The sequence below is a fragment of the Rhizobium indicum genome, assembly GCF_005862305.2.
Classification (GTDB): Bacteria; Pseudomonadota; Alphaproteobacteria; order Rhizobiales; family Rhizobiaceae; genus Rhizobium; species Rhizobium indicum.
Window position 1 is genome coordinate 1,221,757 of sequence record NZ_CP054021.1, and the last position, 23,390, is coordinate 1,245,146.

A 23,390-nucleotide genomic window follows, 5' to 3' on the forward strand; every position below is an offset into this window, starting at 1 on the left:
CACCCTGACAGGTGCGGGCTGCTCATGAACCGGAGCGACAGCTGCAAAGAATCCCGTTGCGTTGCCTGGGTGAAAGGCGCATGGTCGCAACTTCGGCAGCCAGTGTAAGGGCGCTGCCGACTGAGGGTTTTTATACCCTTGCCCCGATGAAAGGAGGACCGATGTCTTCCACTTTCGAAAAGTCGCATCTGACTTCGTCCGATCTCGACATGCTGCAAGGCGTGCTCGACGATGCCGGCTACGACGCCAAAATCCTGATCGGCAACGAACGTGTCTTCAACGTCGCCGCCATACTATTGATCAGACTGTTCGAAGAGGGCGTCACCTCGCCGGCCATGCTCTCACAAGCGCTGGAACACCATTTCGGCAAGCTGAAGACGCCGCCGAAACCGGTAACCCCCGTCTTTAACCGATATGCAATACAGGGATTGCCCCGCGAAAGACGCGCCGCCGGCTAGAGCATGATGCCGAAAAGTGTGAGCGGTTTTCGGACGACATCATGCTCTCACTGATGTTCTAAAGCGCGTCGCGATCTTTCAGATTCACTCCTCGCGCTTTAGGTCTTTGTTTTACGCATGCCGTTAGCGCAAAACCGCTTCACACTTTTGCGCGACATGCTTTAGCGGCAAGCGAGCCGCCCGGCTCCGAAGGAATATCGTGCGAAAAACCCTCTTGCTTTGTATCTGCGTCGCAGCGGCCGGTTATTTCGGATGGGTGCAATTCGGGGCTTACCAACAACGCGAGCAGGCTAGAGATCTTGCCGACATCGACAGGGAGCGCCGGGTGGCGCTCCTGGAAATCGATGGCTGCCGGGCAAAAGTGGATCTGCTTCTGTCGATGACAGACCGACTGCTCAAGGCCGGCGGCATGCTGGTGCCGCTCGATATCGGAAGGGACATCGAACTCTGTTTGGCCCGCGGCATCATGTCTGCATCAGGCCGCGCGGAGATGGAAAGAACGAAGCTGATCCGCCTGTTTCCCGTGAATGACTAAGCGCGTCGCAAGATTCATCCCTCGCGCTTTAGCCCTGTTGTTTCGCACGCCGTTATCGCTAAACCGCTGCCCAGTTTTGCGCGGCTCACTTTATCCCCTGTGGAAATATGGCTTTCCTGCGGCGGTGGCCTTAATGGCACCTCAATTTTACTCTATAAGGAGGGCTCGCTGATTTGGCCGATGCGGCATTTGCGGTGACCGGGTTTCCGGCCCCGCCATTTTCCCGATCGCGAAAGCATGGTGACGTCCCGTCTCAACGTCGGGTTTGGCTTTCGGTGACCTCTCCGGTCATCCGCCTCCAGACAGCGATGCGGTTTCAGCAGGCATCATTTTCATTCCATCCCTGCGGCCCGGTGTTGTCGGGTTGCCCCTCATGACGATCCCGCGATCTCCGATCGCGACCGACAAGCGGGGCGAATACCACGCAGGCTGCGGCTTTCAATTTCGATCTAAAGGGAGATTTTATCGATGGCAAAAGGACAGGTAAGAAGCAATCGCGAGGTCCGGAAGCCGAAGAAGGACAAGCAGGCAGCGAAGGTGGAAAGCACATTCGCCAATCAGATGAAGACGGCGACCAAAACCGCTCCGCAGGGCAGTGCTCCAAAGAAATAGAACCTCTTATCGAGCCCCCGCTCCGCCCCCGTGCGCATAACAGCGCAAGTGATAGCGCGTCTTGTCGGACGCGCCGCGCTCCGGCGTGACACCATCACCCATTGACATGTTTTCAGAAAAACAGGAATTGCTGTAACCATGACCACTCTTCATACGATGTACCACTTCGACTATCCGCTCTTCCTCATTCGTTCGGCCGTGGTGATTGCACTCGGCTTTTCGGCGATCGCCGCCTTTCACGGCGTCACTCTGTGATCGAATCTGCGCGCCGCAGCGAGTGCGAGGAAATCCAAGTGGCCCCTATGAGTGAGCCCGACGACAACCCAGAGCGATCCGAAAACCCGGATCGATCCGCGGAGCAAGCGGCGCTTTTCGCTGAAAAGCGCTGGCTGAAGATCCTTGCCGGATATCGCCAGCCGCGGGCCGGACGCAGCGCCTTCGAGCTTGCCGTCACCGCCGTCCCCTTCGCGCTGTTCTGGGCTGCCGCATGGGCAGCGGTTCATTACAGCTTCTGGCCCGGCCTGATCCTCGTCCTTCCCGCCGCCGCTTTCCTGCTCCGGCTGTTCATGATCCAGCATGATTGCGGCCACGGCTCGTTTTTCGCCCGTCGCCGCGTCGACGACTGGGTTGGACGCACGATCGGCATCCTGACGCTGACACCTTACGACTATTGGCGCCGCGCGCATGCGGAACACCACGCCTCGGCCGGGAACCTGGACGAGCGCGGCGTTGGCGACATCGAAACGCTGACGATCGCCGAATATAACGCGCTGTCGCGCTGGGGCCGGCTCGGCTATCGGCTCTACCGGCACCCGATCGTGATGTTCGGGATCGGACCGGCATGGCTGTTCCTCTTCAAGCAGCGCCTGCCTTTCGGCATGATGCGCTCCGGCGCCCTGCCCTGGATCTCGACCATGGCGACCAATCTTGCCATCGCAGTGGTCGCCGCGCTGCTGATCTGGGCGGTCGGGATCGTCCCCTTTTTACTGGTGCATCTTCCGACCGTGCTTCTGGCAGGTGCTGCCGGCGTCTGGTTGTTCTACGTCCAGCATCAATTCGAGGAAACACATTGGTCGAAGGAGCCGGACTGGCAGTTCCAGCATGCGGCCCTGCACGGTGCCTCGCATTACGACCTGCCGCCGGTGCTGCGCTGGATCACCGGCAATATCGGCATCCACCACGTGCATCATCTGTCGAGCCGGGTGCCGTATTACCGGCTGCCGGAGGTGCTACGAGATCATCCTGAGCTTGCCGATCTGGGCCGCATCACGCTCATGGAAAGCCTGCGTTGCGTCAAGCTGGTGCTGTGGGACGAACAGACGAAACGACTGGTCTCGTTTCGTGAGGCGGCGCGGCTTGCCGCAGCATGATGACGGGGCGTTAGAGCGGTTTAGCTTTCACGGAAGCGCAGAGCCGCTCTGACCTTTTGCCTGCATCCAATTCCAGGGAAAGCCGCCTCCTTCCCTGGAATTGTTTAGCGGTAGCCTGTCACATCCGCCGGCCTGCCCGGATCCTGCACTTCCACCATGTAGCGCCAGCAATCCGGCCGCGAACCGTCGATATCGTCGAAGCCATAGGTCTTGGCCACTCCGCCGCTCGACAGCGACTGGCCGTTCCAGCGGGCGCGGTCGGGGTCGGCGGCTATGGCCGCAACGGCCCGGCCGACGAAGCGCGGGGTTTCGGAAATGGCGAAATGCGGCTGCACCTTCGTCGCCTCGCGCCAGTTCTCCTCGCGAACACCATAAGCATCCAGCATCATTTCAGAACGCAGCCAGCCGGGCGTGATCGAAACGGCGGTGGCGCCGTGTTTTTCCAAATCTTGCGCATGTGCCCAGGCCATGCGGGTGACGCCTGTCTTGACCAGGTCGTAAAAGGGCGAGAGCCGGTAATGGGTGGCATTGTATTCGGCAGTGCCGTCGGTCATCTCCACCAGCAGCCCGCCGGGCTGCTCGATCATCAGCGGCAGGGCGTAATGGGCGGTGATCAGATGCGTCTCGATGCCGAGCTGCAGCATGCGCAGGCCCTTGTCCAGCGAATGCTCCCAGACGGCCTTGTCCCATTCGAACAGCTTCTCACAGCCCCAGATGTCGTTGACCAGAATATCGAGCCGGCCAGCTTCGCCGCGGATGCGGGCGACCAACGCCTCGACCTGTTGCTGGACGAGATGGTCCACCTGCACGGCAATGCCCTTGCCGCCGGCTGATGTCACCAGCTCGGCCGTCTCCTCGATCGTCTCCGGCCTGGCATACTCGGATTGCTGGGCGCGCGTCGTGCGCCCGGTCACGTAGACGGTGGCGCCGGCGGCACCAAGTTCCACCGCGATGCCTCGGCCGGCGCCGCGCGTAGCACCCGCCACCAAGGCCACTTTCTCCCGCAAGTTCGCTGTCACTTCTCCATCCTCCACGCTAGAACGGCCTTCATGCCGTAAGCACCCGGGTTTAGCTCTTGTTTTTACGCAATTCCGGGCGGAAAACCGCTTCACACTTTTCCTGGAATTGCTCCAGCTGGCACTGCTTGTATATAAACGAATGATCGTTTACATTCGAAGCGAATGCAAGAGGAATTTCATGCCGCGTCGCCGCACAGTTTCCGATGAACAGCTTCTCGCCATGGTGCTGGCGCTGATCCACGCCGAGGGGCCGGATGCGGCGACCTTTGCGGCGGTGGCGAAAGCCAGCGGTCTTTCCGGCTCGACGCTGGTGCAGCGTTTCGCGACGAAAGCGGCGATGCTGCGCGCTGCGCTGCTTCACGCCTGGGACCGGCTGGATGCGGAAACGGCGCGGCTTGCCGGGAGCGTGGCGAAAACCCCGGAAGGCGCCGTCGCGCTGCTCGTCGGCCTGTCGCAGGATTACGGCGACAATGCCGCCGCCTATGGCGAGGGACTGCTGGTGCTTCGCGAGGACTTCCGCGATCCGGTGCTGCAGGCCCGGGGTGCAGCCTGGGGAACGGCGCTGACGAAAGCGATCGCACGCTGCTTCAGCTCGGCGAGCGATCCGGAGACGATCGCCCGGCTGATGCTGGCGCAATGGCAGGGTTCGCTCACCTGGTGGGGATTTGGCGCAGACGGCCCGGTGGCTGCCTATGTGGAGACGGAATTGAAGCGCTTCCTGACAGCAGTGAAGCCCTGATCCCCGCTTAGACTAGCATTACAGCTGCATATAGTTGGAATATCTGAATCCATGGGTTTCCGTGATCCGTAGGTCATGGATGACAGGCGTATCGATTGAGGCGACGCTGGAGCTTTGGGCGTCTTCGTTGCGTGATGTGAAAGCGCGAATGCACCTCTGGCGCCTTGCAGCGGTTCAGGGCATCCTATGATGGCTGAAAGTTGTGTTTATGGCAGTTGGAGGAATGCCGATGCGCTGCTTTACCGTGCTTGGACCTTCGCAGACCGGAAAATCAACAGTCGTGGAAAAGCTCGGCTCCCTGGAAGGGGCGGCGAGAAAATCCAGCTCCCCTTATGGATTGAACCTCACAGAATTCACCTTTGGAAATGAGTCGTGGTGTGCGCTGGATGCGCCAGGACCCAATGAAGCGTTGGCGCATGCACAGCACGCGCTTCTCGCCAGCGACGCCTGCATCCTGTGCGTTTCATCGGCACCCGAGGAGGCTGTGCTCGCCGCGCCCTATCTGCGCGTAATCGAGGCCTCGGAGACGCCGTGCATCCTCTTCGTCAACCGGATGGACGAACCGAGAGGGCGGCTGAGGGACGTGATCGCCGCGCTTCAAGACTACGCCAACCACACGCTTTTGCTTCGCCAGATCCCGATCCGCGAGGGGGACAGGATCATAGGCAGTTGCGATCTGATTTCCGAACGGGCGTGGCGCTACCGGGAAGGCCAGACTTCGGCGCTGATCGCAATCCCCGAAAGCGCCGCCGAGCGCGAGCACGAAGCGCGCAGCGAGCTCCTGGAACACCTGTCCGAATTCGATGACTGGCTTCTCGAGGAACTGATCGAAGATCGCGAGCCGCCCAGCGACGCGCTCTATGCCATTTCATCGCGGGTTCTCAGGGAAAACAGGATTATTCCAGTCCTGATCGGTGCCGCAAGTCACGGCAACGGCATGATGAGGCTGATGAAGGCGCTGCGCCACGAGGCGCCGCCGGTGGGGGTTCTTCGACAGCGCCTGGCTCGTGCGGGCAATGTCGATGAAAACAAGCTGACCGCCGTGAGCTTCCATGCCTATCATCGCCAGAATGTCGGTAAGACAGTGCTCGTGCGCGCGCTTGGCGTGGGACTGCGGCAGGGCGCATCACTGGGCGGCTCAAGCCTCGGCGCCGTACAGCATCTCGCAAACGGGCGGTCCAATTCGGCGGTTGTGCCTGCGTCGGGGGATGTGTTTGCGACGGTCAAGTCCGACCACTTGCCCGTCCCTTCGCTGTTGACATCAGACGCGGTGGTCGCCCCGCCTGAATGGACGGAGCCACCCACGCCGATGCTTGAAAGGATCCTAATCCCAGGCAGCGAGCGCGATGAAAACAAGCTCTCCGAAACGCTGGCAAAACTTTCCGCGACGGATCGCGGCCTAACGGTCTTGCAGGAGGAAAGCACCGGCGCCCAGCTCGTCTGCGCCCAGGGGCCGGTGCATCTGCGCGATCTCTGCCGAACCCTGTCCGACGTGTTTCACATCGCCGTAACCGATCGAACGCCCAGCCCGATCTACCGCGAGACAATTGCGAAACCATCTGAGGTTCATTACCGTCACCGCAAACAGACCGGCGGTGCCGGACAGTTCGCGGATGTGAAGCTGAGCATTCGCCCCAATGAGCGCGGCCGGGGCTTCACCTTTAGCGAAACCGTCAAGGGTGGCGTCGTTCCGCGCAACTACATCCCTGCTGTCGAAGCAGGCGCGCGCGAAGCGATGGAGAAAGGGCCGCTAGGCTTCCAGGTCATCGATGTCGGCGTAACGCTGTACGATGGTCAGCACCATGCCGTCGACAGTTCGGAACACGCCTTCCGGACTGCGTCGAAAATGGGAGTGCGACAGGCGCTTTCCGAAGGGTCGGCCGTTTTAATGCAACCGGTCTTCCGCAGCGAAATTCACATTCCGTCGATCTATTCCGGCAGCCTCGTCCAGATCGTCTCCGCTCTCAAGGGTCAGGTTCTCGGCTTCGACCGGGATGAAACCGCCAAGGGATGGGACATCTTCCGGGCACTCATTCCGGGCGGCGCACTTGACGATCTGGCGCGGGCGCTGCGCTCGGCGACGCAGGGCATTGGTTACTTTTCCAAGACCTTCGATCACTTCGAGGAGTTATACGGCAAGGAAGCGGACGCCATCGTGAGGGCACACGAGGGACCAGGCGTCGCACACTGAAAGGTTCGCGCCACTTCATGCTCGTTCGCAGAATGGGCTCATGTCGTTTGGCAGTTAACCGTGAGAATGCGCCGTTTCACGCTACCTATGGCATTTAATCTGAGATTCGCGGGAGCGATTATCGGCCACTAACCGCTTCTAATGCATCATGGCCTCTAATGCAGATCTCGATGCGGCCTTGGCGGTCATCAAAAGAAGACATCCGTACGGCAAATCCGAAATCCGAACCCAATCAAGGAGGATTGAACATGCCTACGATCATCTACAAGAAACCCGGCTTACGTCCGAAGACCTGGCAACGGTCGTCGTATTCGCGGATAACGTCGCAAGGAACTGCTTCGACGAATTCCCCACCGGTGAATCGAAATCGGTCTCCGAATGCCTGTCGTCTAACATTACAGCTGCATTTTTGATTTGCGGTGGACTTGCCTTGCTGCGGCTTGATGCGCCCGTCGCCAAAGCGACCATGCGATGACGGATGAAGGTTCAATTCGCCGTCGTGCAAGGTGGGCAACTGTAATGTTAGGCGTCCTCATCGTCCTTCTCCTCGCCCACGGTCAGCGGCCAGTCGACGACGTAATCCTCGAGATCGTCGAGATCGATCTCATTTTCGTTGATCGCGCGGCCTCGCGCGGAAATGCCGGCGGCATGGACGGTCTCCGGGTCGCCGGAGACGAGCGGGTGCCACCAGTAGAGGTCGCGGCCTTCATTGACCAGCCGGTAGCCGCAGGTGGGCGGCAACCAGGCGATATCAGGCACATTTTCCTTGGTCAGCTGCACGCAGTCCGGCACGAAATCCCAGCGGTTCTCATAGCTGGAGCAGCGACAGCTTTCGCCGTCGAGCAGCTTGCAGCTGACCGAGGTGAAATAGATATCGCCACTATCCCATTCCTCGATCTTGTTGAGACAACAGAGGCCGCAGCCGTCGCAGAGGCTTTCCCACTCGGCGACGCTCATTTCGGTAAGCGTCTTGCTCTTCCAGAAGGGCAGATCGTTCATCGTTCGTTTCTTGCAACAGCGACCCGCAAATTCGCGTGACCCTGATGCATCTCTCTTGTTATCAGCCGCAAAATCAATCAATCCTTCAGTATACTCCTGGTACTCGGAGAATTCTCTCCTCGTATCGGAGAGCTTTGCGGCCATATGCGGGCCTCGCGCTTTTGTCGGATATGATCGAAGCGCAATCAGGCGGGAATACAGGACGTGCAGGATCCGGACAACCCAGGAAATGGGCCAGGAAATGGGCCAGAAAAAAGGCCCGGAAAAGCGGCGAACGAGGCGGCGGAAAAGCGGCCGGCGAAGAGCCGTCACATTCTGCTGCGTATCGATTCCTGGATCGATTCGACCGTCTGGAACGCCGGCTTCCGCGCCGCCGAGATCTGGGAAGACATTACCATCTTTTTCCGCCGCTTCCGCGTGCGCGGCTGGAAGCGCATGGTCTTCGAACTTGCCGGCGAGGGACTGACGCTCGGAGCGGCCGGCTCGGTGCTGATGCTGCTGCTTGCCCAGCCTGCCTTCGAGGCGACCAAGGAAGACTGGCGCAACCGCGGCGATTTCGCCGTCACCTTCACCGACCGCTACGGCAATGTCATCGGCCATCGCGGCGTCATCCACCAGAATTCCGTACCGATCGACGAGCTGCCGGATTCGCTGATCAAATCGGTGATCGCCACCGAGGACCGGCGCTTCTTCGACCATTTCGGCATCGATTTCATCGGCCTCTTCCGCGCCATGAGCGAGAATGCGCGCGCCGGCGAAGTCGTGCAGGGCGGCTCGACACTGACGCAGCAGCTCGCCAAGAACCTGTTCCTGTCGAACGAACGCTCGATCGACCGCAAGGTCACCGAGGCGTTCCTGGCGCTTTGGCTCGAGGCGAACCTTTCCAAGAAGGAAATCCTCTCCACCTATCTCGACCGCGCCTATATGGGCGGCGGCACTTTTGGCGCAGCGGCGGCGGCGCAGTTCTATTTCGGCAAGAACATCACCGATGTGAACCTTGCCGAATCCGCCATGCTTGCCGGCCTGTTCAAGGCGCCGGCGAAATACGCGCCGCATGTCAACCTGCCGGCGGCGCGTGCCCGCGCCAACGAAGTGCTGACCAATCTGGTGCAGAGCGGGCTGATGACCGAGGGCCAGGTGATCGCCGCCAGGCGCAATCCAGCTACCGTCGTCGACCGCAACGAGGTGGAATCGCCCGATTTCTTCCTCGATTGGGCTTTCGACGAGGTCCAGCGGCTTTCGTCGCGCTTCCACCAGCATTCGCTGATCGTGCGCACGACGATCGACATGGGCATCCAGAAGGCGGCCGAGGATTCGGTCGAGACGTCGCTGCGCGAATATGGCGAGGCCTATCACGCCAAGCAGGGCGCGATGGTGATGATCGAAAACGGCGGGGCCGTGCGCGCCATGGTCGGCGGCCGGGATTACGGCGAGAGCCAGTTCAACCGCGCCAGCAGGGCGCTGCGCCAGCCAGGCTCGTCCTTCAAGGTCTACACTTATGCGGTGGCGATGGAGAGCGGCATGACGCCGCAGACGACGATCGTCGATGCGCCGATCTACTGGGGCAACTGGAGCCCTCACAATTACGCAAACCGCTATGCCGGCCGCATCACGCTTGAGACCGCGATCGCCCAGTCGATCAACACCGTGCCGGTGCGGCTCGCCAAGGAAAAACTCGGCATTCAGCCGATCCGGGCGATGGCGAAGAACCTCGGCGTCGAAACGCCGATCCGCGACGACGTCACCATCCCGATCGGCACCTCCGAGGTGACGGTCCTCGACCAGGCGACGGCCTATGCCACCTTCCCGGCCGGCGGCTACCAGTCGCGCCGCCACGGCATCACCCAGATCCTCGATTACGACGGTGACGTGCTCTACGATTTCGACCGTGACGAACCGGCGCCGAAACGTGTGCTCTCCGAACAGGCCGACGCCTATATGAACCAGATGCTGTCGCGCGTCCCCTATGTCGGCACGGCGCGCAAGGCGGCCCTCGACAACGGCATCCTGACGGCCGGCAAGACCGGCACGACCCAGGCCTATCGCGACGCCTGGTTCGTTGGGTTCACCGGCAATTACACCTGCGCCGTCTGGTTCGGCAATGACGACTACACCTCGACCAACGAGATGACCGGCGGTTCGCTGCCGGCGATGACTTTCAAGCGCGCCATGGATTACGCCCATCAGGGTGTGACGCTGCGCGCCATCCCCGGCGTCGAAAATCCCCTGCCCTCGGAAAAGGACCTCGCCAAGACCGCCGCCGCCAAGCCGCAGGACGGATTGCCGCAGCTCATCCGGCCGCGCATGCTCTCGGTTCAATCGACTGGCATCCTCAAGAAGCTCGGCGAAAAGCTGAAGGATGCCGCCCCACTCGCGCCGGCGAAGGTGGCGAGCGCGGAGTAGCCGGCCCAGGAGATTGCCGGTAGCTGCCCCCCATCCGCCTGCCGGCATCTCTGGGTGAAAGGCCGTATTGCCGCAGTTGGCAGACTGCTTTGCCGCTTGGACATAACCGGGGATCAATCGCCCATGTCACTGCCCGGCATTCCACCCTGCCAGAATCAGTGGTAACCCTTTCATCCGATATGGTTTCCAAGGTCATGACGTGTTTCGATTCCCCCTCTTTATCGCGATCACGCTGATCGTCGCCTTCGGCGGCGGGATCATGATTTCGCTTTATGCGCTGGATGCGACACAGGGTTTCGGGGCGATCAAGCTCGGCGCCTGGGAGGCCTTTCCAGCGTTGCAGACGGTCGAGGCCGATCCTTATGCCAAGTCGCACCGGGCGCGCGCCGGCAAGCTGCTCTATGGCAGCGCCGAGGGTCTGACCTTCACGGCGAGTGTCGACGACGAAGGCGCGCGGCTGAATGCCGGCTGCCGCTACCGCATCAGCGGGCAGACGCCGCCTGCCCGGCTCTGGACCCTCTTTACCGCCGACAATGGCGGCAATCCGGCAGCGGTGAAGACCGGGCATCCCTCAGCGCTCAATTCCTGGACCGTGCTGCGCAATCAAGACAGCAGTTTCTCGGTTGAGATCTCCGCCGTCGCGCAGCCGGGCAACTGGCTGGCCTTGCCAGAGGCCGGCACCTTCCGGCTGGTGCTGACGCTGTTCGACACACCGACAGCCGGCAGTTCCGGCGTGATCGACCTCGCCATGCCGAAGCTCACCAAGACCGGATGCGGCAATGCTTAGGATATTCTTCGCGGTCCTGACCGGTCTTTTCGGCGCAGCCCTGCTGCATCTCGTCATCATCCTGTCGCTGCCGCATTTCACCGGCAGGGATGCGGCGACCCGCGTGGAGGCAGAGGGCGACCTCAATAATTTCTACCTGCTCGGCGACCAATATGACGAGGCCGGCCTTGCCAATGGCGACCCCTTCCTGCGCACCGCCGTCTGCTCCTTCGACGTCGAGGATGCGCCGGTACATTTCACCGCCAAGGGCAATGTGCCCTTCTGGTCGATCGCGATCTATGACAGCGCCTCCAACGAGGTCTTCAGCATGAATGACAGGACATCGGTCGGCGGCGCGCTCGATGTGCTGGCCGGCAGTCCGATCCAGCTGACCGACCTGCGCAAGAACTTGCCGCAGGAATTGCAGCAGGCGATCCTGGTGGAAATGGCACGGCCGGACGGCTATGCCGTGCTGCGGACGCTGGCGCCGCAGGCGAGCTTCGATGAGGCTGCGCGCAACTTCCTGACGGAAGCCGGCTGCGAGCAATTCGCCGCTCGCTGAGGTTGAAGAGCGGTTACTTCTTGTTGACGCGCGGCGCGGGCGCCGGACGATGTTTCGGGCTCTCGGTCAACCGCTCGTAGCGGACGCCGGTGAACCAAAGGATCTTGGCTTCGCGGGGCTCTTTGTCCGGGCGACGCGGCGCCCGCGGCCGCCGATCCGCCAATGCGACTACTATTGCCATTCTCGTCTCCATGCACTGCCCGAGACGGATGAAGTTGCGATGGATTTCACCCTGCCCGCCAATGTGCGGGCCGGCGCGTCCTGCAGTACCGGGATGACCGGCCCGAGGGCATTCGCGCCTTTCCCACGGCACCTGATTGAAATACCGTGATGCGGAGTTTCAACGATCCAAATACTCAAATCGCGTCGTTCCTATCCGAATTGAGACAGATGACAGTTAACAGTTTACTAATGTTCAGCCGAGGCCAAACACAGTTCACGTTACTTCCCCTTTAACGCGCGAAGAGTTGATTTGGTTTCACGCCGCCTACACAAACGGCCGGCTGGAGATCAACGGATAAAATTAGAACCAATTCATATAGTTGACATCGGCGCTGCAATCCGCCGGCCGGGAAAAAGGCGATGTTGCAAAAATACATCATGAAAATATTTAATTGCGAGGCGCTGAGATGCGCGTATGTTCGCTCATGTCGGTCACACGTTTCCGGGCTCCGATCGATCGGGATTTTCCACGTTCTTGCCGGAATGCGGAGGGCAAGCGGTGTCTTTGCTGGTCAATTCATCTTTCTCGCCTGAAGATCTCGACGTGCTGCGCAGTGCGCTTGATGCCTGGTGCTCAGAACGGCGGATCGACATCAAAAGCGTCGACGCGCAATTCGCGGCATCCACAGCACTCGACCTTTATCAGGCCGGTTACGACAGCCGCGAAAAACTGCTGCACGCGCTGCGCGATCACAGGGCCGCCTGAGTTTTTCCACCACCGCGGCAGCTATGCTGCAATCGTCGCAGCACGCCTTCCAAACCATGCATTTTTATATTGCCGGCCAACCATGTCGCAACACGTTCCGCGTGTATATTTCTGTTGCATTTTAATAAAATCTTCAGCATGCATTAACCGTACCGGTGTAGGATTTGTTCATAACCGTATGGCCTGACATGCGTTCCGCCAGCGCATATCGGCCTTGGTCCCCTTGTTCTGCGTTTTCGGGGTGTTTTTGTGCGTGACCGGTTTCGAGACCTAGAAGGCCCCTTGGCCGTCAGGAAAAAGGACGTGGTACTAATGGCGACTGTCAGCAGTTTCGAGAACCTGTCTCATCCGACACGGTCCGAACTGCGCCAATTCGCCGAACTTTTCATGCCGCTGTTCCAGGCCTCCTCCGACGAGGCCAAGCGCCAGGCGGTCGCGGCGCTGTCCCAATGCGAGAACATGCCGGCCGCCGTGGCGCTGTTCATCGGCAACCAGCCGATCGATATCGCAGCCCCCTTTCTTGCCGCCTCGAAGGCAATCGCCGACGATACGCTGATCACCATCGCGCGCATGCAGGGTGCAACGCATGTCAAGGCGATCGTCAGCCGCGATTCACTCTCGCCGAAGGTCATCGATGCTTTGGTGGCGCTGCGCCAGAGCCAGCCGCGGTCGGCGGCCACATCGGCGCCGGTCATGGAATCGCCGGCGGTGCCGCTTTCGCCAGCGCCGACCGAGACCAACGAGGCAGATGCGCTGGCGGAACAGCGGATTGCCAATGAAGAGGCGTTGCGCGAGCGTATCCTCGGCCTTGCCGGCCATCTCGGCCGTGCCGACGAGGACAGGCTCGGTCTGCGCACGCTCACCGACATTCAAGAGGCGCTGCTGGTGCGCTTTGCCCGCTCGCGTGAAGCGACGCATTTCGCAACCGCGCTTGCCGATGCGCTTTCCGCCAGCCGCTGGCTTGCCGAGCGCATCATGCTCGATCTTTCCGGCCAGCAGCTCGCCACGACGCTGACCAGCCTCGGCATGGGCTTTCTCGATGCCGTCTTCGTGCTCGAAAGGCTCTATCCGCACCTTGCCGAACAGCAGCATAACGTTACGCGCGGCTGGATGGTGCTCGATGCGCTCGACCCGGAAGAATGCCACGAACGCGTCGAAGCCTGGCGGCGCGCCGATCGCTACACCTATAAGCCGGAAGCGACCGATGCACCCGCGCCGGCAGCAACGCCCGACTATCGCTTCATCCGCCAGGCGCCGCCGCAGCGCGACATGCGCGTCATGGGGCGGCGGTCTCGCTGAACTGCGGTTGATGACCTTACCACCTACAGCGGTTCAAAATGACGCTGAGCTGACGAGCGCCTTGGCTCAGCCGCCCTTCGCAAGCGGGATCATGTCCCCCAGTTCCTCCGCCTCCAGCTCGACGATCCAGAGATCGGGGTCGAATTTGCGTTCACGCTCCAGCATCGCGCGGACCGCCTCCGGATCGCCGCGCGACAGGCGGACCTCGAACAGCCGGTCACCGGCCTGACCTTCGCCGAAGGCTGTCTGCGGTGCCGGCGCGTAGAGCGTTTCCAGGCCGTCGCGGAAGTGCTGGCGGATGAAGATCGCACCCGCCTCCTCCGCACCCTTCTTCTCGACGGCGGCGAAATCGCCGCTGGCGAAGACGCGGCGCAGGAGGGCTGAAATGAAGATGTCGGCGCGTAATCTCATCGGTGCGGTATAGACCGGCGCGTCGGTGGCGGCAATGCGGGGCCAGAGTTTGACCCCAGGGGTCAGACCTTGACTGCCAGCCGTAATCCTCCCCAATGCCGTCCACGGACTGTGATCGGAGCGGAGATATCTTTCATCATCACGAAATTGCCGCCGCCCATGTCGCGCCTGTAGGTCTGGACGAGGAAGGGCGCGGTGCTGCGACCGGCTGCAAGGCCAACGCGATCGGCAAAGATGCGGCGGTTGCGGCAATTGGCAGTGTTCCAGACGCTGTCGCCAGGCCGCTGGGCTTGCGAGAATTTTCGGTTGTGGGTCGGCAGATAGCCATTCTCGTCGATCGCCGCGCAGAAGGCGATGCGCTCGTCCAAGGTTGTGACGGGTTCCTGGATCGGCGGCAGCAGGCGGTCGGTGAGTTCGGTGAAGGCCGCCATCATCTGTGCAGGATCAGAGCCCGGTATCGGCCGATACCGTCGCTCGAAAAGAGCATCGAGCCCGATCTGACCTTCCGCGACGGCGCGTTCGAAGGCGCCGGAAATCTGTCTTGCCACCGACTGCGCTTCCTCGATCCAACGGCTGTCGGCGGTCTTGACGCCGGCACTCGCCGTCAGCTGGATCAGGGTTTCCGAGAGGCCGACGACGCTGTCGACGCGTTTTGCCGCCTGCTGCAGCCGGACATTCGAGCCGGCGACCTCGGCCGACATCTCGCCGAGCTTCTCGACGAAGCCGGCGCATTGCTGGTCGACCGCCTCGGTGGTGTTGGCCATGACAGTCGAACTGTCGAGGATGCGGGTGATGACATGTTCCATGCTTTCGAAGGCGCCGCGCATCGCCTCCGACTTGTCACGCACGCCGGCGGCGCTCTCTCGCGCATCGCTGCCGACGGCCGACAGCCGGTCGATCTTCACGCGCAGTTCGTCCAGCGTCTGCTGGATGGAGCCGGTCGCCTTCGAGGTCTGCAGCGACAGCGCCCGAACCTCGGCGGCGACGACCGCAAAACCCTTGCCCGCATCGCCGGCGCGCGCCGCCTCGATCGCGGCGTTCAGCGCCAGCAGGTTGGTCTGGCGGGCGATGGTGCTGATTTCCTCGGCGATATTGTCGACATCGGCAAGCGACTTGGAGAAGCCGGCGATCTCGGTGCCGATCTCGTTGGAGGACTGAACCATGTGGCCGATCTCGGCGACGGAGCCCGTCAGGCGGTCAGCCGATTCTTTCAGCATGTGACGTGCCTCGGCCGCCGTGCGATCGGTCTCGCGCAGCGACACGGCGACCGAGCGGTTGGTCTCGGCAATCGACAGCGCGGTGCGGGTGACATGATCGAAGGCGGAGGCATGCCGGGCCGACATTCCCGCCATGTCCTGGATGGCGCCGGCGATATCGACGAGATCGATGCCAAGGGTGGAGGCTTCTTCGGCAAGACGCAGCAGGATGTGGCGCAGCGCCTCGCGATCAGGCCCTTCCGCTTCGACCGCCGGTTCTCCGGCCGTATCGTCTATCGCCTTCAGCGCATGCATGACCGACGCTCCCCCGCCCTAATCAGAAAAGCTTCAGGCAACATGGTTAATAAGTTGCAAACAGCGGCAGAACCTTAGACTTAGGTTGTAGGGAAAGCGGACTCCCTGACTGTAGGCCGGCCATGTAGCGCCCCATCAGCTGGCGATGAAGCCCGTCAGCCGCTCGCTCAGCTGCCAGAGGCGTTCGGCAAATTCCGGATCGGTTGCCCAAGGACGGACACCGAGCATCTCGGTCGAATCGCCGGAGACGGCGGTGGCGATATCGCAGTTCTCGCAATAGACGCCGCCGAGACCCTCGAGCTTCTCGCTGACGGCGCACCAGACGGTGGTCGACGCCCCTTGCTCAATCGTCTTCTTGTTGTTTTCCGGATCGATGACCGGCTTGCCGTCCTCGTCGACATAGCCGCTCGCCTTGAGGAAGTCGCTCGACTGATGGCGGACCAGATTGGTGGTTACGATCCCGCCGGGATGCAGTGAGAAGGCTCTGACACCGTGCTTCGCACCCAAAGCGTCCAGTGAGATCGCAAAGAGAGCATTTGCCGTCTTCGACTGGCCATAGGCGAGATAGGGCGCGTATTCGCGGTTCTCGAAATTCGGATCGTTGAAATCGACGCCGGAGAAGACGTGCCCGCGCGAGGAGACGGCGACAACGCGCGCCCCCTCGGCCTTTACCAGCGCCGGCCAGAGACGGGCAGTGACCTGGAAATGGCCGAGATGATTGGTGGAGAACTGCGATTCGTAACCGCGGGCGTCACGCGTCAACGGGTTCGCCATGACGGCAGCATTGTTGATGAGCAGATGCAGGGGCTCGCCGCTTTCGAGGAAGCGGTCGGCGAAGTCGTCGATCGACCCGGGGTCCATCAGGTCGAGCTTTTCCACCGCAAGGCCGGGTATGTTTTCCACGGCCGCCTTGGCTTTTCCGAGATTGCGGGCGGGGACGACAACCCTGGCGCCGGCTTCGGCGAGCACACGAGCCGTCTCGAGGCCAAGACCGGAATAACCGCCGGTGACGACCGCGACCTTGCCAGAAAGATCGTGCCCGGCAATGACGTCGGCGGCGGTTGAGGCCGCACCGAAGCCGGAACCGATGGGAGCTTGTGGGGTGGACATGACGTGCCCTCCGTTGTTGCATGATGGCCTTATGTACGCCCGGGAAACGGGATTCTGAATGCTTGCAAATCCCGATTTCCTGCTGCATCGTTCAAAAATGATCAGTGACCCGCTCTCCGAAATGCTCAATCTGCTCGATGCGCGCTGCCTTGTGTCGGGTGGGCTGATCGCCGGCGGCGCCTGGGCGCTTCGCTTCCCCCGGCCGAACCGGATCAAGATCAGCGCGGTCGCCAAAGGGCGCTGCTGGCTTTGCCTCGACAATGGCAGTGAACCCATTCTTCTGGAGGCAGGCGACGTTGCACTTTTGAACGGCCGGCACTCCTTCATCCTGGCGAGCGACCTTGCCGTTGCGCCCGTCGATGCGGTCGGCGCCTTCAAGGAGAAGGTCGATGGCATGGCACGCCACGGCGCTGGCGAGGATTTCCATTATCTCGGCGGCCACATCGCGCTCGGGCCGCAGGGCATGGAGCTGCTGTCCGACGTACTGCCGCCGATCATTCATGTGCGCGCCGCCCTTGCCGAAGCCGGCGTGCTGCGCTGGCTACTCGACCAGTTGGTCCGGGAGATGGCGGCAAAGCGGCCAGGCGCCCTGCTCGCCTCGACCCAGCTTGCGCAGTTGATGTTCGTGCAGGTGCTGAGGGCGCACATCATGAGCTCGGCGCCATTGACGGTCGGGTGGCTCCGAGCCTTCGGCGACGATCGCATTGCGCCGGCGCTGCGGCTGATGCATGGCGATCCCGGCCGGTCCTGGCAGCTTGGCGAACTGGCAAAGGCGGCCGGCATGTCGCGCACGAGCTTTGCCCTGCGGTTCAAGACCGTGGCGGGGGTTGCGCCGCTCACCTATCTGATCGGCTGGCGCATGCGCCTTGCTGAACGCGAGCTGCGGGAGGGCAGCATGCCGGTTTCAGCACTGGCGCTTTCGCTCGGCTACACATCCGAAAGCGCCTTCAGCAACGCCTTCAAACGAATGACGGGTATGGCGCCCAGGCGCTACCGCGTGGCGATGGCCCGCAAGGCCGGGCCGATCGAAGAGGTGGTGGATGTCGAGGGGCAGGCGATGACGACGCATTACAGGCATTTGAAGGCGGCATCGTAGCGGCGCGAGATCCGCATGATTTTAGGCCCGATCGGCCCAGCAGCATCATGCTCTCAATGCTGTCGCCCGCATTCCGTGATGAAGTGGATTAAAGATGGCCGTCGCCTGTGTAGCATTTGTCCGGACGTATTTTTGAAGACATGCGGCCCATTGGCTGGAATGTTGGCCAGCGAAGATGCGCTCAGGGTCGACGCCTGTCCGCGGAAGATGAATTGCAGCTCCCCCTCCATGACATTGTCTCATTCCGTACCATTCCACCGGTCGAGTCACGACCCTGATAAGTTGAATCAACTGATTTGGTATAGAAGGAGAAAATGATGACTGTCACCGTGATCAAACCCGCACAGGATCGGAAAAAAGTGTCCGATGCTTATGAACTTGACTATTTTGTGCAGAAACACGCCATCGCCAGAATGGACGCGATCCGGATTCTCAATCTGCACCGATCTGATCGAGATGCCTCCGATCGCGCCGCGCATCGTCTCAAAAGGTGATCTACCAACCGGGACGAGACGGACGGGATTTTCCCTTTCATTTGCCAATGAGATTTAACGCGAGGCCGACCAGCGCATCCTTGGTCGTCGTCCCCTTTTGAAAGGCATACAAAAGAACGGTTAAGAGATCCGAGCCGTCTTCGCTATCGGGCGAGATGTCATGCCGGGCGCAGGCCTCTTGGAAGGCGATCAGGAGCACTGTCGAAGCGGTCTCGTCTACATGGTGATTGTAAAATGAAGTCACGCATCATCCTTAAGGGTTGCCGACGTCAAATGCGTTCAGTTGTCGATCAGGCAGGCCGTATCAATGGCGCGGCATCATTCGGAACCGGCTTCGATTTACCAAGAGGAATGCCGGTCAGCCGTTCGTATTCTATCTCAGCCGGGCCATAGGTGCCTTGGCAGAGGTGCATCAGCCCGGTGCGGTCCTGCACGAGAACTGCCCCACGTTGCGATTTGATGAAGTGCTTCGCTTCTAGAATTTGCAGGGCCACTGTTACACCCGGCCTACGCACGCCAAGCATCATCGCAAGAAATTCATGGGTCACATAGAAGCTGTCGCCACTGACGCGGTCGTGAACCATGAGGATCCATCGCGCCAGCCGCTCTTCCAGTTTGATCTGACCGTTTGCAAGAGCGGTGTAGGTGGTCTGGATACCGAGCGTACGGGCATAATGCATCAAGAGTTCTGTTAACGCGGCGCTCTGAGACATCGCGTCTTGAAGATTGCCGGCAGAAATACGAAGCGCCGAGCCGCCCATCTGGACGAAGCAGTCGAACGGGCTTTCTGTATCGCCCTGGACCAGCGACGTTCCAGTCATGCCATCCCTGCCGAAAAGGCCGACCTCGACGGTTGAACCGCCCTCTTTGCTTGCCACCACCGAACCAAGACCCGTCTCGAAAAAATAGACGAAGTTGATCGGCTGATGCGCCTTTTCGAGCGACTGACGAAGGTTGAGCTGCATTCTCTCCAGACTGGGGGCAAGCAGGCGCCGATCTTCAGGGGCAAGGGCACACAACAAATGGTTCTGGAACGTGCTCATATTTTGGTTGGTCATCGTGCTCTCTGGGGCGAAAGCACGACGATCTTCCAAACGTCAGCGCCCTTACGTGGCTGACGTCATATATAAGGTTGCGCTTAAAAACTGCATTGCGCAACAACTTTTGTACGAAATCGTACGGAGTTGCACCTAGGCGTTGTTTTGGAAGGAGGATTTGGCCCACACTGGTTACGCTTGTGATGCGGCGACTGGTCGTCGTTTGCCGATGCCGTTTCGGAGCGATGTCTCCTGAAGTTTGAGTCGGCGAACTTCATCTTCCCCGCGCGCAGCGAGAATGAAAACACGTTCTTTCCCATCGGGAGCTCGAACCTCGGCGACAACGTCTCGCGCTATCAGCTCTTCCATGGTGATATCCGATACCCCCGGGATCACCGAAGTCGGCTGCGGTTCTGGATAATATTGGTCGAGAAATCTGATAGCCTTGTTTTGTCTGTTGCCGAGGCCAAGCCGCGGCCCGTCGTCAAATTCCTCCCTGCGTTCACATTGCACTTGGCTTGACGAAGCCGGTCGACGTTTCATCGCTATTTCCTCTCGCGTTTTTGATATGATCGGGAAGTCGGTGAGTTGCAGACCGGATGGGTAAAAAGCTCGTCTGCCTTTTCGTTGGCCATAGGAAGAAAACGGGAAAATCCCTCTATTCTTCACGACATCGCGCCAGATTGGCACAGCTTGCACATACTGACGGGCACAACGAGCCGTTGCAACAATAGTTCCGTGTGTATCGACTCTCAGCGCGCTGGAGCGGCCGGCGTCAGCTGTCGGGTCCGCAATCGGGATAGGCGGCCCTACTCATCTTCAGTAGTCCGGTTGGAGCTCCGAGGCTAGTAGAACTAACGGTTCGACCGCTTGCAAGCTTAGCTCGACAGAAAAATATCTAAGGGCCCCTTCGCGTCTGACATTGCTTCAGGATCGAGACGCTGGGATTGGCCCGAGGGACGCTTGTCACGTGCGGCAGTTTCGATTCATCCGGCAATGCGGTGCAGGAAGGCCTTGCCATACTGACCTGGCGCCGTTTTGCGAGGCGCGGAAGCTAGATCGCCCCGATGTCCTTAAGTTTCTTCAGCACAGCCTGGTTCGGCTCGCCGTCTTCGGGCAGGTTGTAGTGCTTCTGAAAATGGCGGATGGCCGCGCGGGTCTGTTCGCCGGCAACGCCGTCGACGCCGACATTGGCATAGGCCATGTTGGAAAGACCCTTCTGGATCTTCAACACCAGGTCGACATTGGTGATTTGGCTGGATGGAACCTGCTTTGCCGCAGATGGAACCGTTTTGACGGTCTTCTCGGCGCTGCGGATCGCCGCGGCCACCGGGTCTTCCGCCGCCGCCTTCGAGCTCACATCCTCGGGCGGCCTTTCGGCGGGTACGGTCGAGGGGCCGGCAGCATCGGTCTTCAGCGCCACTAGCACCTCTGGTGTCGGATCGCCGGTCTGGGTCATGCCGACGGTTTCCTCGAAGAACAGAATGGCCGCACTGGTGCGGGGCCGATAATGCCGTCGGGTATGCCGTTATAGAGGCCGCGACGCACCAGCTGCTGCTGGATGTCCATGACGAGCTGGCTCGGCTGCTGGCCGGGTGCGGCAGGCGCCGGTGTCGCGTTGGTGGTGGCGGTATCCTGCGGCCGTTCGATCCGGAAGGTGGTGACGTCGCCCTGTTGCTCCTCGGCCGGGCGGCGGGCGCCGATCACGGTCGGAGACTGCGGATCGCGGGTGCGGAAGATCGGATGCGGATGCAGGCCCGGCTGATACCAGAGCGCATTGGCGGCGACGAAGGAGAAGATGACGGCGAAGGTGATCGCGCCGCCGGCGACCGACGGATTGCGGCCGATGACGCCGCCGAGCACCGAGGCGCCCTGCAGGCCGACCCCGCCGAGCACGGATGCGCCCTGCAGGCCGAGCCCGCCGAGGGCGGCAGCGCCTGACATCAGAAGGCCCGGCTGCTGCCGTTTTCCCTTAGGCGATTTTCGCTTGCGCGCGGCCATCGAAACGCCCCTCTTCCAATCCTGCACCACTATTGACCGCGCCCTTCAGCCGCGGCGGAAACTCGACAGTCGCGCCATGACCGGCGTCTTCGGCGTGCTGTGCACCCGAGCCGTCCGTCGCAATCTCGATGGTGATAATCGTGCCTTCGCCCGGCTGGCTGGCGATGGCGAAATACCCGCCATGCAGCGCTACCAGCCCCTTGACCAGGGAGAGACCGAGGCCGGAGCCTTCGAAGCGGCGGGTATAATCGTTCTGGATCTGGACGAAGGGCTGGCCGAGCAATGCCAGCTTGTCGGCCGGGATGCCGATGCCGGTGTCGCTGACCGTCAGCTTGAGGATGCCGTCGCGCGCTGCCGCATCGACCGAGACGACGCCGCCGGCCTCGGTGAACTTTATGGCATTGCCGACGAGATTGATGAGGATCTGCTGGATGGCGCGCTGATCGGCGACGACCTCGCCGAGGCCGCGCTGGATACGGCTGGTCAGCGTGAGGCCCTTGGTCTTGGCCTGCAATGCCAGCATCGATTCGCAGGATTTGACGGAGCTCGATATGTCGAAGGCTTCGAGGATCAGCTCGTAGCGGCCGGCCTCGATCTTGCTCATGTCGAGCATAGTGTTGACGACAGACAGCAGATGCGCCCCGGATTCGCGGACCAGGCCGACATATTCGCGCTGGCGGTCGTTTTCGAACTTGCCGAAATATTCGCCGATCAGGATGTCGGAAAAACCGAGAATGGCGTTCAGCGGCGTGCGCAGCTCATGGCTGACGGCCGCGAGGAAGCGCGATTTGGCGTCATTTGCTGATTCGGCATCGGCCGCGCGGTTCTGGGCTTCGTCACGCAGCTGCTGCTCGACGGAGACATCGCGCAGCTGGGCAATGATGGCGGCAAGCTCGCCGTCGGCATCGCGTCGGGCCGTCATGTCCATTCTCAGATAGGCGAACTGGCGCTGATCACGCGAGACCGAAGGCCGGTCGAGGCGCAGGTCGACGCTCTGAGCATCCTCGCCCCGGCGCAGGCCATCGAGCGCCTGCAGGAAAAGAATGCGGTCGGAGACATGCACTTGTTCGAGGAAGCCCCTGCCCTTGGGATCGCGCATCCAGGCGAGGAAATCGCGCCGGTCGCGACCGCCGACGGTCGCCACACTGCCGTGCGGGTCGAGGAAGAAGACGAGGCCCGGGGTGGCGGCAAGGAAGAAATCCTCGGCCGACTGCGTGGCGATACCGGCGGACGAACCCTGACGGGCGAGCGCGATGCTGCCGACGGCAGAAAAGAGAAAGGCGGCGCAGACCATGGCGACACCTGCCGGCAGCGCCACGGCCGGACTGGTGACCGCCGAAAGGCCGATAGGAGCGGCAACGAGAGCAGCCGACGAGAGCAGCACGAGGCGGCGCAGGATCGCGAGCTCGCGTTGGCGCACGGCTTCACCGCCGCCCGTCCGGGAGAGCCAGCTTGTCGCTGCCCGGTCTACGAGGGCCGTCATCCAGCCGCCAATGTTACTCAATACACGCACGCAATACCCGCCCGAAAGGCTGTCTATCGATCCGGACAATAGGCCTTGGCGACTTAAAGAAAGGATAAGGCAAAAGCGCTGTTCACAGCCTGAAACGGCTGAAATTCTCGTTTTGAAGCATCTGGAAGGCTCTTTGCCTTTTGTGGTTAATAGGGGGTAAGCGACGGATTTTCCTCATATTTCAGCATTGCGTTAACTCCTGTGGCAAGGCGAGCCGGCAAAAGTCCTGCAATTGCAAGCAGGTGCTGCCCTGATGCTTAACGGCGATCGCTCGCATTCGACTAAAATGTCCCTCAAATGCCGTTCGCTAAAATTTGAACTAAATTTGCCGCAAAT

The 23,390-nt window shown here is 61.1% G+C and carries 24 protein-coding genes and 1 pseudogene; 14 read left to right on the top strand and 11 right to left on the bottom strand.

Annotated features, from left to right (window positions below):
• Window positions 1-80: 80 nt before the first annotated feature.
• From FFM53_RS06035 to FFM53_RS06050, 4 genes are all read left to right on the top strand, one after another.
• Window positions 81-458, top strand: a complete 378-nt coding sequence (locus FFM53_RS06035) for a hypothetical protein (protein ID WP_017993428.1) — start codon at window positions 81-83, stop codon at window positions 456-458.
• A 199-nt stretch (window positions 459-657) separates the two neighbouring features.
• Window positions 658-993 (top strand): hypothetical protein, encoded by a 336-nt coding sequence (locus FFM53_RS06040; RefSeq protein ID WP_138328497.1) that lies wholly within the window; start codon window positions 658-660, stop codon window positions 991-993.
• 468 nt (window positions 994-1,461) lie between these two features.
• Window positions 1,462-1,605 (top strand): hypothetical protein, encoded by a 144-nt coding sequence (locus FFM53_RS06045; RefSeq protein WP_003546677.1) that lies wholly within the window; start codon window positions 1,462-1,464, stop codon window positions 1,603-1,605.
• A 302-nt stretch (window positions 1,606-1,907) separates the two neighbouring features.
• Window positions 1,908-2,975, top strand: a complete 1,068-nt coding sequence (locus FFM53_RS06050) for a fatty acid desaturase (protein ID WP_138388017.1) — start codon at window positions 1,908-1,910, stop codon at window positions 2,973-2,975.
• Between the two features lie 104 nt (window positions 2,976-3,079).
• On the opposite strand, the gene FFM53_RS06055 is transcribed toward FFM53_RS06050, so the two are convergent.
• The gene (locus FFM53_RS06055) at window positions 3,080-3,994 is read right to left on the bottom strand and encodes an SDR family oxidoreductase (protein ID WP_138387717.1); all 915 of its coding nucleotides are present in this window, start codon (window positions 3,992-3,994) and stop codon (window positions 3,080-3,082) included.
• Window positions 3,995-4,172: 178 nt separating this feature from the next.
• Between FFM53_RS06055 and FFM53_RS06060 the strand changes: the two genes are divergently transcribed.
• The 3 genes from FFM53_RS06060 (at window position 4,173) to FFM53_RS06070 (ending at window position 7,399) form a co-directional block, all read left to right on the top strand.
• Window positions 4,173-4,733 carry a TetR family transcriptional regulator gene (locus tag FFM53_RS06060; RefSeq protein WP_138387718.1) on the top strand — a complete coding sequence of 187 codons (561 nt, stop codon included), beginning with the start codon at window positions 4,173-4,175 and terminating at the stop codon, window positions 4,731-4,733.
• Between the two features lie 229 nt (window positions 4,734-4,962).
• Window positions 4,963-6,924, top strand: a complete 1,962-nt coding sequence (locus FFM53_RS06065) for an elongation factor G (protein ID WP_138328499.1) — start codon at window positions 4,963-4,965, stop codon at window positions 6,922-6,924.
• Between the two features lie 148 nt (window positions 6,925-7,072).
• Window positions 7,073-7,399, top strand: coding sequence for a hypothetical protein (locus tag FFM53_RS06070; protein ID WP_173883548.1), 327 nt, complete (start codon window positions 7,073-7,075; stop codon window positions 7,397-7,399).
• Window positions 7,400-7,446: 47 nt separating this feature from the next.
• Here FFM53_RS06070 and FFM53_RS06075 read toward each other — a convergent pair whose 3' ends face one another.
• Entirely contained in the window at window positions 7,447-7,923 is a 477-nt protein-coding gene (locus FFM53_RS06075; RefSeq protein ID WP_138387719.1) for a YcgN family cysteine cluster protein, read from the bottom strand.
• A gap of 204 nt (window positions 7,924-8,127) precedes the next feature.
• Between FFM53_RS06075 and FFM53_RS06080 the strand changes: the two genes are divergently transcribed.
• From FFM53_RS06080 to FFM53_RS06090, 3 genes are all read left to right on the top strand, one after another.
• Window positions 8,128-10,326 (top strand): transglycosylase domain-containing protein, encoded by a 2,199-nt coding sequence (locus FFM53_RS06080; protein ID WP_138387720.1) that lies wholly within the window; start codon window positions 8,128-8,130, stop codon window positions 10,324-10,326.
• A gap of 199 nt (window positions 10,327-10,525) precedes the next feature.
• A complete protein-coding gene (locus FFM53_RS06085; protein ID WP_029875289.1) occupies window positions 10,526-11,113 on the top strand; it encodes a DUF1214 domain-containing protein in 588 nt (195 codons plus the stop codon).
• Window positions 11,106-11,654, top strand: coding sequence for a DUF1254 domain-containing protein (locus FFM53_RS06090; RefSeq protein ID WP_017963550.1), 549 nt, complete (start codon window positions 11,106-11,108; stop codon window positions 11,652-11,654). The genes FFM53_RS06085 and FFM53_RS06090 overlap by 8 nt, the downstream gene beginning before the upstream one ends.
• A gap of 13 nt (window positions 11,655-11,667) precedes the next feature.
• Here FFM53_RS06090 and FFM53_RS06095 read toward each other — a convergent pair whose 3' ends face one another.
• Window positions 11,668-11,835, bottom strand: coding sequence for a hypothetical protein (locus FFM53_RS06095; protein WP_167334090.1), 168 nt, complete (start codon window positions 11,833-11,835; stop codon window positions 11,668-11,670).
• A gap of 540 nt (window positions 11,836-12,375) precedes the next feature.
• Between FFM53_RS06095 and FFM53_RS06100 the strand changes: the two genes are divergently transcribed.
• Window positions 12,376-12,582, top strand: coding sequence for a hypothetical protein (locus FFM53_RS06100; protein WP_138387721.1), 207 nt, complete (start codon window positions 12,376-12,378; stop codon window positions 12,580-12,582).
• A gap of 249 nt (window positions 12,583-12,831) precedes the next feature.
• Window positions 12,832-13,881, top strand: a complete 1,050-nt coding sequence (locus tag FFM53_RS06105; protein ID WP_138387722.1) for a DUF2336 domain-containing protein — start codon at window positions 12,832-12,834, stop codon at window positions 13,879-13,881.
• Window positions 13,882-13,947: 66 nt separating this feature from the next.
• Here FFM53_RS06105 and FFM53_RS06110 read toward each other — a convergent pair whose 3' ends face one another.
• The 3 genes from FFM53_RS06110 to FFM53_RS06120 all read right to left on the bottom strand — a co-directional run bounded on the left by FFM53_RS06110 (window position 13,948) and on the right by FFM53_RS06120 (window position 16,913).
• Window positions 13,948-14,292 carry a DUF1491 family protein gene (locus FFM53_RS06110; RefSeq protein WP_138388018.1) on the bottom strand — a complete coding sequence of 115 codons (345 nt, stop codon included), beginning with the start codon at window positions 14,290-14,292 and terminating at the stop codon, window positions 13,948-13,950.
• Between the two features lie 62 nt (window positions 14,293-14,354).
• Window positions 14,355-15,803: a methyl-accepting chemotaxis protein gene (locus FFM53_RS06115; protein ID WP_138328502.1), complete on the bottom strand. Its 1,449-nt coding sequence runs from the start codon at window positions 15,801-15,803 to the stop codon at window positions 14,355-14,357.
• A 135-nt stretch (window positions 15,804-15,938) separates the two neighbouring features.
• On the bottom strand, window positions 15,939-16,913 hold the full coding sequence (locus FFM53_RS06120) for an oxidoreductase (RefSeq protein WP_138328503.1): 975 nt from the start codon (window positions 16,911-16,913) through the stop codon (window positions 15,939-15,941).
• A gap of 58 nt (window positions 16,914-16,971) precedes the next feature.
• Between FFM53_RS06120 and FFM53_RS06125 the strand changes: the two genes are divergently transcribed.
• Both FFM53_RS06125 and FFM53_RS06130 read left to right on the top strand, forming a co-directional pair.
• Window positions 16,972-18,009 carry an AraC family transcriptional regulator gene (locus FFM53_RS06125; protein WP_138387723.1) on the top strand — a complete coding sequence of 346 codons (1,038 nt, stop codon included), beginning with the start codon at window positions 16,972-16,974 and terminating at the stop codon, window positions 18,007-18,009.
• Between the two features lie 317 nt (window positions 18,010-18,326).
• Entirely contained in the window at window positions 18,327-18,503 is a 177-nt protein-coding gene (locus FFM53_RS06130; protein WP_166471192.1) for a hypothetical protein, read from the top strand.
• Between the two features lie 37 nt (window positions 18,504-18,540).
• Here the strand turns inward: FFM53_RS06130 and FFM53_RS06135 are convergent, their stop codons facing one another.
• The 5 genes and pseudogenes from FFM53_RS06135 to FFM53_RS06155 all read right to left on the bottom strand — a co-directional run bounded on the left by FFM53_RS06135 (window position 18,541) and on the right by FFM53_RS06155 (window position 23,093).
• Window positions 18,541-18,747 carry a hypothetical protein gene (locus FFM53_RS06135; RefSeq protein WP_029875294.1) on the bottom strand — a complete coding sequence of 69 codons (207 nt, stop codon included), beginning with the start codon at window positions 18,745-18,747 and terminating at the stop codon, window positions 18,541-18,543.
• Between the two features lie 46 nt (window positions 18,748-18,793).
• Window positions 18,794-19,561: a Crp/Fnr family transcriptional regulator gene (locus tag FFM53_RS06140; RefSeq protein WP_138387724.1), complete on the bottom strand. Its 768-nt coding sequence runs from the start codon at window positions 19,559-19,561 to the stop codon at window positions 18,794-18,796.
• Between the two features lie 171 nt (window positions 19,562-19,732).
• Entirely contained in the window at window positions 19,733-20,083 is a 351-nt protein-coding gene (locus FFM53_RS06145; protein ID WP_138328506.1) for a hypothetical protein, read from the bottom strand.
• 511 nt (window positions 20,084-20,594) lie between these two features.
• Window positions 20,595-21,541: pseudogene (locus FFM53_RS06150) on the bottom strand (peptidoglycan-binding domain-containing protein).
• Window positions 21,513-23,093 (bottom strand): sensor histidine kinase, encoded by a 1,581-nt coding sequence (locus FFM53_RS06155; RefSeq protein ID WP_204327197.1) that lies wholly within the window; start codon window positions 23,091-23,093, stop codon window positions 21,513-21,515. Before FFM53_RS06155 ends, FFM53_RS06150 begins: the two are co-directional and overlap by 29 nt.
• Window positions 23,094-23,390: the final 297 nt, after the last annotated feature.

What these genes read in the sequence shown, in the direction of transcription:
- FFM53_RS06070 (WP_173883548.1), top strand. Translation starts at nt 7,073, where the DNA reads ATGGCCTCTAATGCAGATCTCGATGCGGCCTTGGCGGTCATCAAAAGA.
- FFM53_RS06145 (WP_138328506.1), bottom strand. Translation starts at nt 20,083, where the DNA reads ATGAAACGTCGACCGGCTTCGTCAAGCCAAGTGCAATGTGAACGCAGG.
- FFM53_RS06140 (WP_138387724.1), bottom strand. Translation starts at nt 19,561, where the DNA reads ATGACCAACCAAAATATGAGCACGTTCCAGAACCATTTGTTGTGTGCC.
- FFM53_RS06090 (WP_017963550.1), top strand. Translation starts at nt 11,106, where the DNA reads ATGCTTAGGATATTCTTCGCGGTCCTGACCGGTCTTTTCGGCGCAGCC.
- FFM53_RS06110 (WP_138388018.1), bottom strand. Translation starts at nt 14,292, where the DNA reads ATGAGATTACGCGCCGACATCTTCATTTCAGCCCTCCTGCGCCGCGTC.
- FFM53_RS06115 (WP_138328502.1), bottom strand. Translation starts at nt 15,803, where the DNA reads ATGCATGCGCTGAAGGCGATAGACGATACGGCCGGAGAACCGGCGGTC.
- FFM53_RS06050 (WP_138388017.1), top strand. Translation starts at nt 1,908, where the DNA reads ATGAGTGAGCCCGACGACAACCCAGAGCGATCCGAAAACCCGGATCGA.
- FFM53_RS06060 (WP_138387718.1), top strand. Translation starts at nt 4,173, where the DNA reads ATGCCGCGTCGCCGCACAGTTTCCGATGAACAGCTTCTCGCCATGGTG.
- FFM53_RS06045 (WP_003546677.1), top strand. Translation starts at nt 1,462, where the DNA reads ATGGCAAAAGGACAGGTAAGAAGCAATCGCGAGGTCCGGAAGCCGAAG.
- FFM53_RS06095 (WP_167334090.1), bottom strand. Translation starts at nt 11,835, where the DNA reads ATGGCAATAGTAGTCGCATTGGCGGATCGGCGGCCGCGGGCGCCGCGT.
- FFM53_RS06125 (WP_138387723.1), top strand. Translation starts at nt 16,972, where the DNA reads ATGCTTGCAAATCCCGATTTCCTGCTGCATCGTTCAAAAATGATCAGT.
- FFM53_RS06120 (WP_138328503.1), bottom strand. Translation starts at nt 16,913, where the DNA reads ATGTCCACCCCACAAGCTCCCATCGGTTCCGGCTTCGGTGCGGCCTCA.
- FFM53_RS06065 (WP_138328499.1), top strand. Translation starts at nt 4,963, where the DNA reads ATGCGCTGCTTTACCGTGCTTGGACCTTCGCAGACCGGAAAATCAACA.
- FFM53_RS06035 (WP_017993428.1), top strand. Translation starts at nt 81, where the DNA reads ATGGTCGCAACTTCGGCAGCCAGTGTAAGGGCGCTGCCGACTGAGGGT.
- FFM53_RS06075 (WP_138387719.1), bottom strand. Translation starts at nt 7,923, where the DNA reads ATGAACGATCTGCCCTTCTGGAAGAGCAAGACGCTTACCGAAATGAGC.
- FFM53_RS06130 (WP_166471192.1), top strand. Translation starts at nt 18,327, where the DNA reads ATGACTGTCACCGTGATCAAACCCGCACAGGATCGGAAAAAAGTGTCC.